The organism is Streptomyces sp. NPDC050732 (assembly GCF_040654255.1).
Lineage (GTDB): Bacteria > Actinomycetota > Actinomycetes > Streptomycetales > Streptomycetaceae > Streptomyces.
In genome coordinates, this window is sequence record NZ_JBFAHP010000039.1 from 1 (window position 1) to 13,486 (window position 13,486).

Genomic DNA, 13,486 nt, shown 5'->3' on the forward strand with positions numbered 1-13,486 from the left:
GGCAGGGGCGAGTGGGTGGGGGGGGCGGCCTGCGACGTCCTGCGGGGGCAGGGGCGAGTGGGTGGGGGGCGCGGCCTGCGACGTCCTGCGGGGGCAGGGGCGAGTGGGTGGGGGGCGCGGCCTGCGACGTCCTGCGGGGGCAGGGGCGAGTGGGTGGGGGTGGCCTGCGACGTCCCGCAGGAGCAGGGGTGGGTGGGTGGGGGGGACCTGCGACGTCCCGCGGGAGCAGGGGGCCGGGTGCCCTGCGACGATCAGCCGGAGGTGAGGCCAGAGGGCGGGTGCGCCCTGCGACGATCAGCCGGAGTTGAGGCGGCTAGGCGGGAGGGGTGCCCTGCGACGTGCAGCGGGGGCAGGGGCCAGGGGTGCCCTGCGACGATCATTTAGGGCAGGGGCCGGGGGATGCATGCCCTGCGACGATCAGCCTGAGGCCCGAGGGGGGAGCCCGGTGGGAACCCCCACCGGGCCGCAGGCGCAAGCGCTCCCGAGGGGACGTGGGGGTATGTGCGAACGGAGCACCGAGGAAACATCGGCGCCTTTGTCCGTGTGCCGCGGCGCAGGGATGGCGAGTACGCACATACCCCCGCGGCCCCGCCCCACAGACGGGCAGAAGGCGCACCGCCCCAGACAGCCCTGCCCCCCAGCGCCTCCCCGCTCCCCCCCCAAGAAGGGCAGAAGCGCGCCGACCCACACAGACCTAGCCCCGCAGCGCCTCCTCCACCCCCCGAGCCACCCCCGCAGCCCGCTCCCCCGTCAAGGGAGCCCCCTCCACACCCGTCACATAGAACGCGTCCACCGCATTCGCCCCCAGCGTCGACACATGCGCACTCCGCACCACCACCCCCGCCTCCTCCAGCGCGCGGCCGATCCGGTGCAGGAGGCCGGGGGCGTCCTGGGCGCGGACCTCGATCACCGTCGCGAGGCGGGAGCCCGCCGCAGCGACCGTCACCCGGGGCGGCGGCGCGACGGTGCCCCGGCGCCGCGGGTACGCCGCCTCCCGTTCCGCGAGCCGCGCCTCGATGTGCAGCGAGCCGTCCAGTGCCCGTACGAGATCGGCCCGCAGCCGCGCCGCCTGCGGCAGCGACCCGTACTCCGCGGCGACCCGCCAGCTGAGCAGCAGCACGGAGGACCCCATGCCCGCCGGCAACGTCACCTCCCGCAGCTCCGCCGTGCGTACGGCGAGCCGATGCAGCGCCAGCACCCCGGCCACCGATGACAGCACCCCGGGCTGGTCCGGCACCGCGACCACCAGCTCCACACCCAACAGCTCCGGCCCGTCGGCAGACTCTCCCGCCCCCTCCCCTGCCTCCCCTGCCTCCGCCCCCTCCGCCCGCGTACGCAGCGAAAGCACCGGCCCGCCCGTCCGGAACGCCTCCACCGCCAGCCGCTCCTGCTCAGCCGTGGGCACCGCCTCGCCATCGGCCGCCTGCTCAGTCACCTCCCCGGCCAGCACCGCCGCCACCCGCTTCACGAGGTCGGCGACCAACGCGCCCCGCCAGGCCGACCAGGCCGCGGGCCCGGTGGCCAGCGCGTCCGCCTCGGTCAGCGCGTGCAGCAGTTCCAGCGTCCCCTCGGACCGCACCGCCTCGGCGACGCCCCGTACCGTCGCCGGGTCGTCGAGGTCGCGCCGCGTGGCCGTCTCGACGAGGAGCAGGTGGTGGCGGACCAGGCACGCGATGACCGCCACGTCCGCCGTGTCGAAGCCGATCCGTGCCGCGACGTCCCGGGCGATGGTCTCGCCGGCCACGGAGTGGTCCCCGGGCCAGCCCTTCCCGATGTCGTGCAGCAGCGCGGCGACGAGCAGCAGGTCGGGCCGCCCCACCCGCCGGGTGAGCGCGGCCGCCCGCACCGCCGTCTCGACCAGGTGCCGGTCGACCGTCCACGTGTGGACGGCGTTGCGCTGGGGCCGGCACCGCACTCGCTCCCAGTCGGGCAGGAGCCGGTTGATGAGCCCTTCCGCCTCCAGTGCCTCCCACACGGGGACCGTCGGCCGTCCCGCGCCGAGCAGCGTCACGAGTTGCTCGCGCGCCTCGGCGGGCCACGGCGTGGGCAGGTTCCCCGCTGTGGCGGCCAGTCGCCGCACGGCGTGCAGGGAGAGGGGAAGTCCGGCCTGGGCGGCTGCCGCGGCGGCGCGCAGCGGCAGCACGGGGTCCCGTTCGGGCCGGGCGGCGCGTGCGAGCACGGCCTCACCGTCGTGCTCCACGACCCCTTCGGCCAGCGGCGACCGCTCGGCCGCGGTCCCCCGGCCGTCGCCGCGGCCACCTCCTCGACCCGCCCCGCGCCCTCCGAGCATCGCCCGCAGCCGCGGCCGTCCGGACCGCGCCCGCAGCACGCGCCCCACCTCGCGCCAGGTGACGTCACTGGCGTACGAGACGACGCGCGCGGACTCGTACACCTGCCGCAGCAGGGTGTCCGCGTCGAGGAGGCCCAGTTCGGCGGCGACCTGGTCCTGTTCCTGGAGGGCGAGCCGGTCGGTGGCGCGGCCTGTCGCCAGGTGCAGGGCGTCGCGCACGTCGAGGAGGCGTCGCCGGGCGTCGGCGAGTCCCTCGCGGGGCGCGTCCGCCAGCCACGACGCGGCGACGGCCCGCAGCGCGGTCACGTCGCGCAGCCCGCCCCTGGCCTCCTTCAGGTCGGGTTCGAGCAGATGGCCCAACTCGCCCTGCCGCTCGGCCCGTTCCTCGCAGAGTTCGCGCAGCTCGGGCAGTCGTTTCGGTGCCTGGTTGCGCCAGTCGGCGAGCACGGCCGTGCGGAGCGCGGCGGTCAGGCCGAGGTCTCCGGCGACATGCCGCGCGTCGAGGAGGCCGAGGTGCACCTTGAGGTCTTCGCCGGCGGTCTTCCTGGCCTCCGCGGGTGTGCGCACGGAGTGGTCGAGGGCGAGCCCGAGGTCCCAGACGGGGTACCAGAGGCGGTCGGCGAGCGCGGCCACCTCGGCCGGGTCCGCGCTGCCGTCGTGCAGGAGCAGCAGGTCGAGGTCGCTGCGCGGTGACAGCTCACCGCGGCCGTAGCCGCCCACCGCGACGAGTGCGGCGCCCCGCGGCACCCCGGAGGGGCCGCCGCCGACCCGGAAGAGCCCCGCCAGCCAGTCGTCCGTCAGCTCCGCGAGGGCGGAACGGCGCGGCGGCCCGGACCGCGACTCCTCCTGGAGGAGCCGCAGCCGGGCCGCCGCGTAGCCGCTGGGTCCGGAGTCTTCCTGTTCTGAAGCGGTATCCACGTCCACACTCGTCACCCAGCAGCTCCTGTTCAGTCCCGCATGCTTCCGTTCAGTCCCGCCCGGTCGGCCCCCCGGCCCCGCACGCGTGCCTCACAGCGCGTCGGGCCCGCGCTCCCCCGTCCGCACCCGGACAGCCGTCTCGACCGGCACGCTCCAGACCTTGCCGTCCCCGATCTTGCCGGTGCGGGCGGCCTTCACGACGACCTCCACGAGCTCTTCGGCGTCGTCGTCCTCGACGAGCACCTCGATGCGGATCTTCGGCACGAGGTCGACCGTGTACTCGGCGCCCCGGTAGACCTCGGTGTGTCCGCGCTGCCGTCCGTAGCCGCTGGCCTCGGTGACCGTCAGGCCCTGGACACCGAAGGCGTGCAGCGCTTCCTTGATCTCGTCGAGCCGGTGCGGCTTGACGACCGCGGTGATGAGCTTCATGCGTCCACCTTCTTGTTCTTCTGAGCCTGTGCTGCCGCCGTGCCCGGGAGCGGTCCCGGGACGGGGGTACGCGGGGCCGTACCGCCGCCCGCCCCGCTGAAGTCGTACGCGGTCTCGGCGTGTTCGACCTGGTCGATGCCCCCGACCTCATCGTCCTCGCTGACCCGCATGCCGATCGTCTTGTCCAGGAGGAAGGCAAGCACGGCGGAGGCGATCAGGGAGTACGCGAAGACCGCGCCGACGCCCGCGAGCTGCTTCCACAGCTGTTCGAGGCCGCCTCCGTAGAACAGGCCCTGCGCCTTCGACTGGCCGCCGCCGGTGGCGAAGAAGCCGACGAGGACCGAGCCGGCGACGCCGCCGACCAGGTGGACGCCGACGACGTCGAGGGAGTCGTCGTAGCCGAATTTGAACTTGAGTCCGACGGCCATGGCGCACAGCAGACCGGCGATGGCGCCGATGGCGATGGCGCCGAGCGGCGAGCAGGAGCCGCCGGACGGGGTGATGGCGACGAGGCCGGCGACGGCACCCGACGCGGCGCCCAGCGTGGTGAACGCGCCGTGCCGGATCTTCTCGTAGACGAGCCAGGCGAGCATCGCCGCGGCGGTGGCGACCTGTGTGTTGACGAACATGAGCGCGCCGACGCCGTCGTCGTTGCCGAGCCACGAGCCGGCGTTGAAGCCGAACCAGCCGAACCAGAGCAGGGCCGCGCCGAGCATCACGAGCGGCAGCGAGTGGGGCCGCATCGGGTCCTTCTTGAAGCCGACGCGCTTGCCGATGACGAGGATCACGCCGAGCGCCGCGGCTCCGGCGTTGATGTGCACGGCCGTGCCGCCCGCGAAGTCGATGACGCCGAGCTCGAAGGCCCAGCCGCCGGTGCCCCACACCCAGTGCGCGACCGGGAAGTACACGACGGTGGCCCAGAGGGCGACGAACAGCGCCCAGGCCGTGAACTTGACGCGGTCCGCGAGGGCGCCGCTGATCAGTGCCGGCGTGATGATCGCGAACATCAGCTGGAAGACGGCGAAGACGTAGACCGGGATGGTGTAGCCGTCCCAGAGCTGGTTGATGCCGAGGCCGCTGAGCCCGACGTAGTCGCTCTCCCAGCCGAAGAGGCTGCCGTGGTCGGTGCCAAACGCGACGGAGAAGCCGTACAGCACCCAGAGGATGGTGACGATCCCCAGGCTGATGAAGCTCATCATCAGCATGTTCAGGGTGCTTTTGACGCGGACCATGCCTCCGTAGAAGAAGGCGAGTCCGGGCGTCATGAGCATCACCAGGGCGGAGCAGATGAGCATGAACCCGGTATTGGCGGCAGACAGCTCGGGGGCGTCTGCGGCGATCGTGATGCCTGGGGGCATCGGCGTCTCCTCGCTGTGGGGCCGGTTGTGCGCCAGACATTGGCGCAGCGCGGTTTCGGCGGGGGCGCCTCGGTGTTTCACGGCAGTGACGAAGAGGTCGTACGTGTTACGCGTCCATGAACTGCCGGGTCGCGCGGGGTGCGGTTTCCTACCCTGCGCGGAGCGTGAGAACCGGCCGCGGCGGCCATCCGGCTGACCTGGCATGGGGGGAGCCGAGTCGGGCTGTAAGGGATGGTCCGGCCGCGGCCGGGGCCGGTCGTGCCGGGCTTCAGACCGCCTCCGCGGTCTCCGGCATCTCGATGGCGAGCCGTTCGGTGAGCTGGACGACCTCGGCGACGTCTCCGAAGTCGCGGACGGCCGTGTCGACGGTTTTGCGCAGGCGGGTGTTGACCCGCTCGGAGCGGACCTTCTTGGCGATGTCGAGGGCCCGTCCGGCGAGGACCGTGCTCTGCTCGGGCTCGCGTTGGAGCAGGTGGACGGTGGCTTTGCCGATGAGGTTCAGCGCGTACGAACGCTGGTGCTCGGCGTCCGACTCGAAGAGCTCGACCGCGCGGTCCATGACGGGCTCGGCGAGCGAGGCGTAGGTGGGGCTGCGGCCCGCCACGTAGGCCAGGTCGCGGTACGAGTGGGCGTTCTCGCCGTTGAGCTCGGCTTCGGAGAAGAAGCGGATCCAGTCCGGCTCGGGCTCGGTGAAGTCCTCGGCGTCGGCGAAGGTGTCCTCGGCCATCCGCACGGCCCGCTTGCACTTGCCGGGCTGCCCCATGCTGGCGTACGCCCGGGCCTCCATCGCATACAGCATGGCCTGGGTGCGCGGACCCGCGCAGTCCCGGCTGCCGTACTGCGCGAGGTGGATCAGTTCGAGTGCGTCCTCAGGGCGGCCGAGGTGGATCATCTGGCGGCTCATGCTGGAGAGGATGTACGACCCGAGGGGCTTCTCGCCCGCTTCCTTGGCGGCGTGCAGGGCGAGGACGAAGTACTTCTGGGCGGTGGGCTGGAGCCCTACGTCGTAGCTCATCCAGCCGGCCAGCTCGGCGAGCTCGCCCGCGACCTTGAAGAGGCGCTTGGAGGTGGCTTCGGGCTGGGGCTCCTGCAACAGGTCCGTCACTTCGTGCAGCTGTCCGACGACGGCCTTGCGCCGGAGCCCTCCCCCGCACTGGGCGTCCCACTGGCGGAACATCACCGTCGTGGACTCCAGGAGGTCGAGCTCCGGCTTGGAGAGCCGGGCCGGGCGGCGCGACACGGCGGGCTCGGGGTCCTGGCGCGGGGACGAGGGCGAGGGCACGAGCCAGCGCTGCATGGGCTCGATGAGGGCGGGGCCCGCGGAGAGCGCCAGCGAGGTGCCGAGGAAGCCGCGGCGGGCGAGCATCAGGTCGCTGCGGGAGAACTCACTGATGAGGGCGACCGTCTGCGGGCCGGTCCAGGGCAGGTCGACCCCGGAGGAGGCGGGCGTGCGGTGGGCCGCGCGCAGGCCCAGGTCCTCGACGGCGACGACGCAGCCGAACCGCTCGGAGAACAGCTCGGAAAGGATGCGGGGAATCGGCTCGCGGGGATTCTCGCCGTCCAGCCAGCGGCGCACCCGCGAGGTGTCGGTGGAAATGTGGTGAGCACCCAACTGCCGTGCCCTGCGGTTCACTTGCCGGGCCAGCTCGCCCTTCGACCAGCCGCTGCGCACGAACCAGGACGTGAGCATCTCGTTGGGGCGCTTCTCGGCGCTCGTGGCGTGCGTGCCGCCTCCACCGTTGCCGCTCACTGGAACGCCCCCATCCCTCATGACACTTGTGCGCTGTCCACGCCAAGCCCTAACAGAATGCCGCGCCTTACGGCCGCCCGTCCGGAGAATGTCACCCGTCGAACAGGAAACCGACTTGCCTCCGGCATACCCGCGAGTGCTCGAACTCCCAGGGTCATGTACCGAAAGTAATCCCACGATCACGCGCCCGGCGAGGGCGATTGCAGAAACGCCACCATTCGCCACCCCTTCGAATGAACTCCCGTGCGGCGGCAAGCGATTCACTTGACATAGGTCGACGGAAAGTGGGCGGAGCGGAGTGCACCGGCGCGCGCAACGACCGGCGCACCACCGCGAATGCTTCGAGCGCCGCCTCAAGAACAGACGGTCACGAACCGATTCCGTCTCGTAACCGCTGCACGCGCGACACGTTGGAGGGGGCATGGGCTTCACGATCGGCGGCATCCGGGGAACCGACAGGCCCCGGACCGGATCACGGCGGCGCGGCCGCACATCGGACTGCACCGCGGTGGCGGAGTACACCGGCCTGTGGGGCTGGGCCGCGGTGCCCGGCGCCCGCGCCCTGGACGGCGCCTGCTCGTGCGGAGCCACCGCCTGCCCCGCCCCCGGCGCCCACCCGCTGGGCTTCGCGCCCGAGGTCCCGGCCGGGGCCACCCTCGACGAAGTGGCGGACGCCTGGGCGGAGTTCCCCGGCGCCGCCGTGTTATTGCCGGTGGGCCGCGCCTTCGACGTGATCGAGGTGGCGGAGACCGCGGGGCGGCGCGCCCTGGTCAGGCTGGAGCGGATGGGCATCCCGCTCGGCCCCGTGGCGGTCACGCCCGACGGGCGGGCGCAGTTCTTCGTCGCCCCCGGCGCCGCGGCCGGGCTCCCCCAGCTGCTCTACCGCATGGGCTGGGACGGCGCCGACCTGGACCTGCACGGTCTCGGCAGGGGCGACCACATCACGGCGCCGCCGTCCGACCGCGGCGGCCTCGGCCCGGTCCGCTGGCTCCGCTCCCCGGCCCTCGACACGGCGACGAACCCGCCCGAGGCCCGGCTCCTCCTCGGAACCCTGGCGTACGTGGCACACCGCTCCCCCGCGTAGCGCCGCACGGCGAAGACACGGCGGAACAGAGACCGAAGGGCCCCCTCGCATCTGCACCGTGCGAGGGGGCCCTTCACCTGCGTACGAAAGCGGGACCTCAGTCCCCGATGAGCGCGTCCACGAACGCCTCCGGCTCGAACGGCGCGAGGTCGTCCGCGCCCTCGCCGAGGCCGATCAGCTTGACCGGCACGCCCAGTTCCCGCTGCACGGCGACGACGATGCCGCCCTTGGCGGTGCCGTCCAGCTTGGTGAGGACGATGCCCGTGATGTCGACGACCTCGGCGAAGACCCGGGCCTGCACCAGGCCGTTCTGCCCGGTCGTGGCGTCGAGGACGAGCAGCACCTCGTCGAGCGGGGCGTGCTTCTCGACGACGCGCTTGACCTTGCCGAGCTCGTCCATGAGGCCCGTCTTGGTGTGCAGCCGGCCCGCGGTGTCGATGAGGACGACGTCCGCTCCCTCGGCGATGCCCTCCTTGACCGCGTCGAAGGCGATGGAGGCCGGGTCGCCGCCCTCGGGGCCGCGGACCGTGCGGGCGCCGACGCGCTCGCCCCAGGTCTGCAGCTGGTCGGCGGCGGCGGCGCGGAAGGTGTCGGCGGCGCCGAGGACGACCGAGCGGCCGTCGGCGACGAGGACGCGCGCGAGCTTGCCGGTGGTGGTGGTCTTGCCGGTGCCGTTGACCCCGACGACCATCACGATGCCCGGCGTCTCCAGGCCGGACTCGGTCTTCACGGTGCGGTCGAAGTCCGTGCCCGCCCCCGTGCCGAGGAGCGCGATGAGCTCCTCGCGCAGGAGGGTGCGCAGCTCGTCCGGGGTGCGGGTGCCGAGGACGCGGACGCGCTCGCGCAGCCGCTCCACGAGCTCCTGGGTGGGCGCGACACCGACGTCCGCGGTGAGCAGGGTGTCCTCGATCTCCTCCCAGGTGTCCTCGTCGAGGTGCTCACGGGACAGCAGCGTGAGCAGTCCCTTGCCGAGCGCGTTCTGCGAGCGGGAGAGCCGGGCGCGCAGCCGGACCAGGCGTCCCGCGGTGGGCTCGGGGGTCTCGATCTCCGGCGCGGCCGGCTCCTCGACGACGACCGGGGCCGGGGCCGTCGGCTCGACGAGGGGAAGATCCACCTCCTCGATCGTGCGGCGCGGTTCGTCGCGCGGCGTCTCGGCCTCGTCGCCGACCTTCGGTTCGGCGGGAGGGGCGGTGATGGTGGGCGCGGAGGGCGGGGCCTGCGGCGGCAGCTGCTTCTTCTTGCGGCTGCCGATCACGAGCCCGCCGAGCGCGCCGATCACGACCACGGCGATGACTACAGCAAGGATGACGATTTCCATAACCCGTCCAGTATCGGCCATGGCCCCCGCAGAGGCCCAGATTGTGTTTTCCTCCAAAGAACATATGCCCCGGGAGGGCACTACTCGGATTAAAGTACGATGGAGCTCTCTGCATCAACGCGCGTAGAGTCCATCGCGATCAACCCCACCGACGGATCGCGACGTTGCGAGCCGAGCGAGAGGCACGGACCCACCCCCATGAGCACCACCGCCGAATCCGAAGGCGCCCTTGAGACGCGCGGCCTTGAGCCCGTCCCGGACGCCGAGCGCACGGGCAAGACCCGCGAACTGTTCCCCACCTGGGTCGCGGCCAACATCAGTGTCCTGCTGCTCACCATGGGTGCGGGTCTGATCGTGTCCAACGGCCTGAACTTCTGGCAGGTCCTGGTCGTCGCGCTCGTCTCGCCCCTGCTGAGCTACGGCATGGTCGGTCTGATCTCCGTCGCCGGCAAGCGCGGCGGCTCGCCGGGCATGACGCTCTCGCGCGCGGTCTTCGGCCAGCGCGGCAACCTCTTCCCGGGCGCCCTGATCTGGGTCGCCCGCTGGGGCTGGGAGACGATCAACGCGGTCACGGGCGCGTACGCGATCATCACGGTCCTGGACATCTGCTTCGGTGTGAAGTCGAGCACCTGGCTGACCGTCGTCACGCTCGTCGCCTTCGTCACCTGCACGTTCCTGATCAGCGGTCTCGGCCGGAAGATCCTGCACATCTGCAGCACCTGGTCGACGTACGCCTTCGGCGCGTTCAGCGTGCTCGTGCTCGTCTACCTCCTCGCCGAGACCGACTGGTCCGCCGTCTTCGACAAGCCCGCGGGCTCCACGGCGATGATGGTCGCGGGCGTCGGCACCATCGCGGCGGGCGGCATCAGCTGGGTGCCCACCGGCCCCGACTTCACCCGCTACCTGCCGCGCAACGCCTCCAACAAGCCGCTGGTCGGCCACGCCATCGGCGGCGCCGCGATCGTCGTCGTGCCGATGGTCCTGATGGGTGCCGTCATGGCGGTCTCCGACCCCAAGCTCTCCTCGGCGCAGGACCCGGTCTCCTTCCTCGGTGAGCTGCTGCCGATGTGGATCGCCGTGCCGTACCTGCTGATGGCCCTCATCGGCATGCTGCTGATCAACTCGATGTCGATGTACTCCGCGGGCTTCACCGCCATGACGCTCGGCATCAAGGTCCCGCGCGCATGGGCCGTCAGCGTGAACGCGATCATCAGCCTGATCTTCGGCTACATCCTGATGAACGTGGCGACGAGCTTCATGGGCTCGTTCATCTCCTTCCTCACCCTCCTCGCGGTCGCGTTCTCCGCCTGGATCGGCGTCTTCGGCATCGACATGCTGCGCCGCAAGACGTACGACGGCGAGGCCCTGATGGACACCAAGCGCACCAGCGCCTACTGGTACAAGGCCGGCTTCGCCTGGCAGGCCATGACGGCGTGGGCGATCGCCCTGGTGGTGGGCCTGCTCTTCACCAAGGTCGACTGGTTCAGCGGCCCGCTCGCCACGTCCTGGCTCGGCCGGCACGGCCTGGGCTGGCTGATCACGATCGTCGTCGCGGCCGTGCTGTACGCGGTCCTGCCGAAGACGCCGCTGGTGGAGCAGGACGCGGTGGCCGGCAAGGGCGGGGACGACACCGAGCTGGTCTCCGCCTGATCCTCGCCAACTTCCCCGCGGGGCCATCCCACTCCCGTACGAGGGTATCCATCTGATTTCACGTCAGCTAACGTCCCCCTTCGCCGCCCACGCACGGTGAAGGGGGACGTTTCCATGCCCGCCACAGTCGTACGTTTCAACCTCGTCGATCCCGCGGCGACGCCCGCCTCGCTGAGTGAGCGCTACCGGACCGCCCTGGAGATGGCCACCTACGCGGACGACCGCGGCATCGCCACGGTCCAGACGGAGGAGCACCACGGCGCGGAGAACAACTGGATCTCCTCGCCCTTCACGTTCGCGGGCGCCGTCTTCGGCGCCACCCGGCGCATCACGGTGACGGTGTCCGCGGTCATCGGGCCGCTGCACGACCCGCTGCGGCTCGCCGAGGACATCGCCGTGCTCGACCTGCTGAGCGCGGGCCGCCTGGTCACGGTGGCGGGGATCGGCTACCGGCCGGAGGAGTACGAGCAGGCGGGGGTCGACTGGAAGAGCCGCGGGAAGCTCCAGGACGAGCTGCTGGAGACGCTGCTCAAGGCGTGGACCGGCGAGCCCTTCGAGTTCCGCGGCCGCACGGTGCGCGTCACGCCGCGCCCCTTCACCCGGCCGCACCCGCTGCTGCTTGTCGGCGGCTCGTCGAAGGCGGCGGCCCGGCGGGCGGCCCGGCTCGGCCTGCCGTTCTTCCCGAGCGCCCATCTGCCGGAGCTGGAGGCGTACTACACCGAACAGCTCGCGGCGCACGGCACCGAGGGCTGGACGATGATGCCCGCCGCCGAGACCCACCTGCTGCACATCGCCGACGACCCGGACCACGCCTGGGCCAAGCACGGCGAGCACTTCCTGCACGAGGCCCGCACGTACGCCTCCTGGCAGTCGAAAGACATCCGCTCGGCGGTGAAGTCGGCGGCCACCACGGTGGAGGAGCTGCGCGCCGAGGGCGTCTACCGGATCCTGACGCCCGACGAGTGCGTGGCGTACGCGAAGGGCGGCACCGGCAGCCTCATCCTGCATCCGCTCTCCGGCGGCATGCCCGTCGACGAGGGCTGGCGCAGCCTGCACCACTTCTGCGAAAACGTACTGCCCCGGCTGAAGGACAAGTGAGCACGAGTCCTTCGGCCGGGGCAGCTTCCTGAAGAGGAGGGGGCAGCGGGGGTTTAGCCCATCTCCTCCAGGGCCTTGCCCTTCGTCTCCTTGACGAACTTCATGACGAAGGGGATCGAGATCGCGGCGAAGGCGCCGTAGATGATGTACGAGCCGGTCAGGGACCACTCGGACATGCTCGGGAAGGTCTTGGTGATCGCGAAGTTGGCGAGCCACTGGGCGGACGCGGCCACACCGAGCGCGGCGGCACGGATCCGGTTCGGGAAGATCTCGCCGAGCAGCACCCAGACGACCACGCCCCAGGACAGGGCGAAGAAGAGCACGAAGGCGTTGGCGGCGATGATCGCGGTCAGGCCCTGCGCGTTCGGCAGCGAGACGTTGTCACCGGAGCCGGTCTTGTACGAGAACGCCCACGCCATGGTGAACAGGGCCGCGGCCATGCCCGCGGAGCCGATGATGGCGAGGGGCTTGCGGCCGATGCGGTCGACGAAGATCATCGCGATGACCGTGCCGATGATGTTCACGATCGACGTCTCGAACGAGTACAGGAACGAGCTGGACGGGTCCTTGCCGATCGACTGCCACAGCTGGTTCGAGTAGTAGAAGATCACGTTGATGCCGACGAGCTGCTGGAAGACCGAGAGCCCGATGCCGATCCAGACGATCGGCAGGAAGCCGACCTTGCCGAGCAGGTCCTTGAAGGACGGCTTGTGCTCGCGGTGCAGGCCCTTCTCGATCTCGTCGACGCGCGCGTCCAGGTCGATGGAGGTGCCCTCGACCTCGCCGAGCACCTTCTTGGCCTCGGTGTGCCGTCCCGCCGAGATCAGGAAGCGCGGCGACTCCGGGATGATGAAGGACAGCAGGCCGTAGAGCAGCGCCGGGATGACCATGACGCCGAGCATCCACTGCCAGGCCTCAAGGCCCGCCAGCTTGCCGCGCTGGTCGCCGTCGGCCATGTTCAGGATGCCCCAGTTGACCAGCTGGGAGACGGCGATGCCGATGACGATGGCCGCCTGCTGGAACGAGGCGAGTCGGCCGCGGTAGGCGGGCGGCGCGACCTCGGCGATGTACGCCGGGCCGATCACCGAGGCCATGCCGATGCCGATGCCGCCGATGAGGCGCCACATCGTGAGGTCCCAGGCCGCGAAGGGCAGGGCGGAGCCGACGGCGCTGGCCGCGAAGAGGACGGCGGCGATCTGCATGCAGCGGATGCGGCCGATGCGGTCGGCGATGCGTCCGGCGACCGCGGCACCGACGGCACAGCCCAGCAGCGCGGTGGCGATGATCCAGCCGAGCATGTTGGCGTCGACGTCGAAGCGGTGCTGGATGGCGACGGTCGCGCCATTGATCACCGAACTGTCGTAGCCGAAGAGGAAGCCACCCATCGCGGCAGCCGCCGTAATGAAGATGACATGGCCGAGATGGTCCGGGTGGGCCTCTCTGGCTCCGGACTGGGGCGCCTGCGATGTGCTGGTCACGTGTACTCCTCGGGCCACCGGCAGCGCTGCCGGGGGTGGGGGCGAGCTCTTCAAGTGGCGCACAACTTCGTGCCGCCCACCACCTGAAGGTAAAAGCAACGTTGCAGAGACTA

At 71.4% G+C, this 13,486-nt stretch carries 9 protein-coding genes; 3 read left to right on the forward strand and 6 right to left on the reverse strand.

Going from position 1 to position 13,486, the window contains the following annotated elements:
* Nucleotides 1-694 precede the first annotated feature (694 nt).
* The 4 genes from AB0H82_RS29635 to AB0H82_RS29650 all read right to left on the reverse strand — a co-directional run bounded on the left by AB0H82_RS29635 (nt 695) and on the right by AB0H82_RS29650 (nt 6,745).
* Nucleotides 695-3,223: a [protein-PII] uridylyltransferase gene (locus AB0H82_RS29635; protein WP_362998091.1), complete on the reverse strand. Its 2,529-nt coding sequence runs from the start codon at nt 3,221-3,223 to the stop codon at nt 695-697.
* Between the two features lie 75 nt (nt 3,224-3,298).
* Nucleotides 3,299-3,637 carry a P-II family nitrogen regulator gene (locus tag AB0H82_RS29640; protein ID WP_362998093.1) on the reverse strand — a complete coding sequence of 113 codons (339 nt, stop codon included), beginning with the start codon at nt 3,635-3,637 and terminating at the stop codon, nt 3,299-3,301.
* A complete protein-coding gene (locus tag AB0H82_RS29645) occupies nt 3,634-4,995 on the reverse strand; it encodes an ammonium transporter (protein ID WP_362998095.1) in 1,362 nt (453 codons plus the stop codon). The genes AB0H82_RS29640 and AB0H82_RS29645 overlap by 4 nt, the downstream gene beginning before the upstream one ends.
* A gap of 268 nt (nt 4,996-5,263) precedes the next feature.
* Nucleotides 5,264-6,745 carry a hypothetical protein gene (locus AB0H82_RS29650; RefSeq protein ID WP_362998097.1) on the reverse strand — a complete coding sequence of 494 codons (1,482 nt, stop codon included), beginning with the start codon at nt 6,743-6,745 and terminating at the stop codon, nt 5,264-5,266.
* Between the two features lie 421 nt (nt 6,746-7,166).
* Between AB0H82_RS29650 and AB0H82_RS29655 the strand changes: the two genes are divergently transcribed.
* On the forward strand, nt 7,167-7,829 hold the full coding sequence (locus AB0H82_RS29655; protein ID WP_362998099.1) for a bifunctional DNA primase/polymerase: 663 nt from the start codon (nt 7,167-7,169) through the stop codon (nt 7,827-7,829).
* A 97-nt stretch (nt 7,830-7,926) separates the two neighbouring features.
* Here the strand turns inward: AB0H82_RS29655 and ftsY are convergent, their stop codons facing one another.
* A complete protein-coding gene (gene ftsY / locus AB0H82_RS29660) occupies nt 7,927-9,147 on the reverse strand; it encodes a signal recognition particle-docking protein FtsY (RefSeq protein WP_362998101.1) in 1,221 nt (406 codons plus the stop codon).
* A 198-nt stretch (nt 9,148-9,345) separates the two neighbouring features.
* On the opposite strand from ftsY, the gene AB0H82_RS29665 reads away from it, so the two are divergent.
* Together AB0H82_RS29665 and AB0H82_RS29670 are read left to right on the forward strand one after the other, a co-directional pair.
* Nucleotides 9,346-10,797 (forward strand): cytosine permease, encoded by a 1,452-nt coding sequence (locus tag AB0H82_RS29665; protein ID WP_362998103.1) that lies wholly within the window; start codon nt 9,346-9,348, stop codon nt 10,795-10,797.
* A gap of 114 nt (nt 10,798-10,911) precedes the next feature.
* A complete protein-coding gene (locus AB0H82_RS29670; RefSeq protein WP_362998105.1) occupies nt 10,912-11,895 on the forward strand; it encodes an LLM class flavin-dependent oxidoreductase in 984 nt (327 codons plus the stop codon).
* A 53-nt stretch (nt 11,896-11,948) separates the two neighbouring features.
* Here the strand turns inward: AB0H82_RS29670 and AB0H82_RS29675 are convergent, their stop codons facing one another.
* Nucleotides 11,949-13,373, reverse strand: coding sequence for a sugar porter family MFS transporter (locus AB0H82_RS29675; RefSeq protein ID WP_362998107.1), 1,425 nt, complete (start codon nt 13,371-13,373; stop codon nt 11,949-11,951).
* Nucleotides 13,374-13,486: the final 113 nt, after the last annotated feature.

Coding starts and splice junctions, on each gene's coding strand:
- AB0H82_RS29655 (WP_362998099.1), top strand. CDS start 7,167: ATGGGCTTCACGATCGGCGGCATCCGGGGAACCGACAGGCCCCGGACC.
- AB0H82_RS29670 (WP_362998105.1), top strand. CDS start 10,912: ATGCCCGCCACAGTCGTACGTTTCAACCTCGTCGATCCCGCGGCGACG.
- ftsY (WP_362998101.1), bottom strand. CDS start 9,147: ATGGAAATCGTCATCCTTGCTGTAGTCATCGCCGTGGTCGTGATCGGC.
- AB0H82_RS29645 (WP_362998095.1), bottom strand. CDS start 4,995: ATGCCCCCAGGCATCACGATCGCCGCAGACGCCCCCGAGCTGTCTGCC.
- AB0H82_RS29665 (WP_362998103.1), top strand. CDS start 9,346: ATGAGCACCACCGCCGAATCCGAAGGCGCCCTTGAGACGCGCGGCCTT.
- AB0H82_RS29640 (WP_362998093.1), bottom strand. CDS start 3,637: ATGAAGCTCATCACCGCGGTCGTCAAGCCGCACCGGCTCGACGAGATC.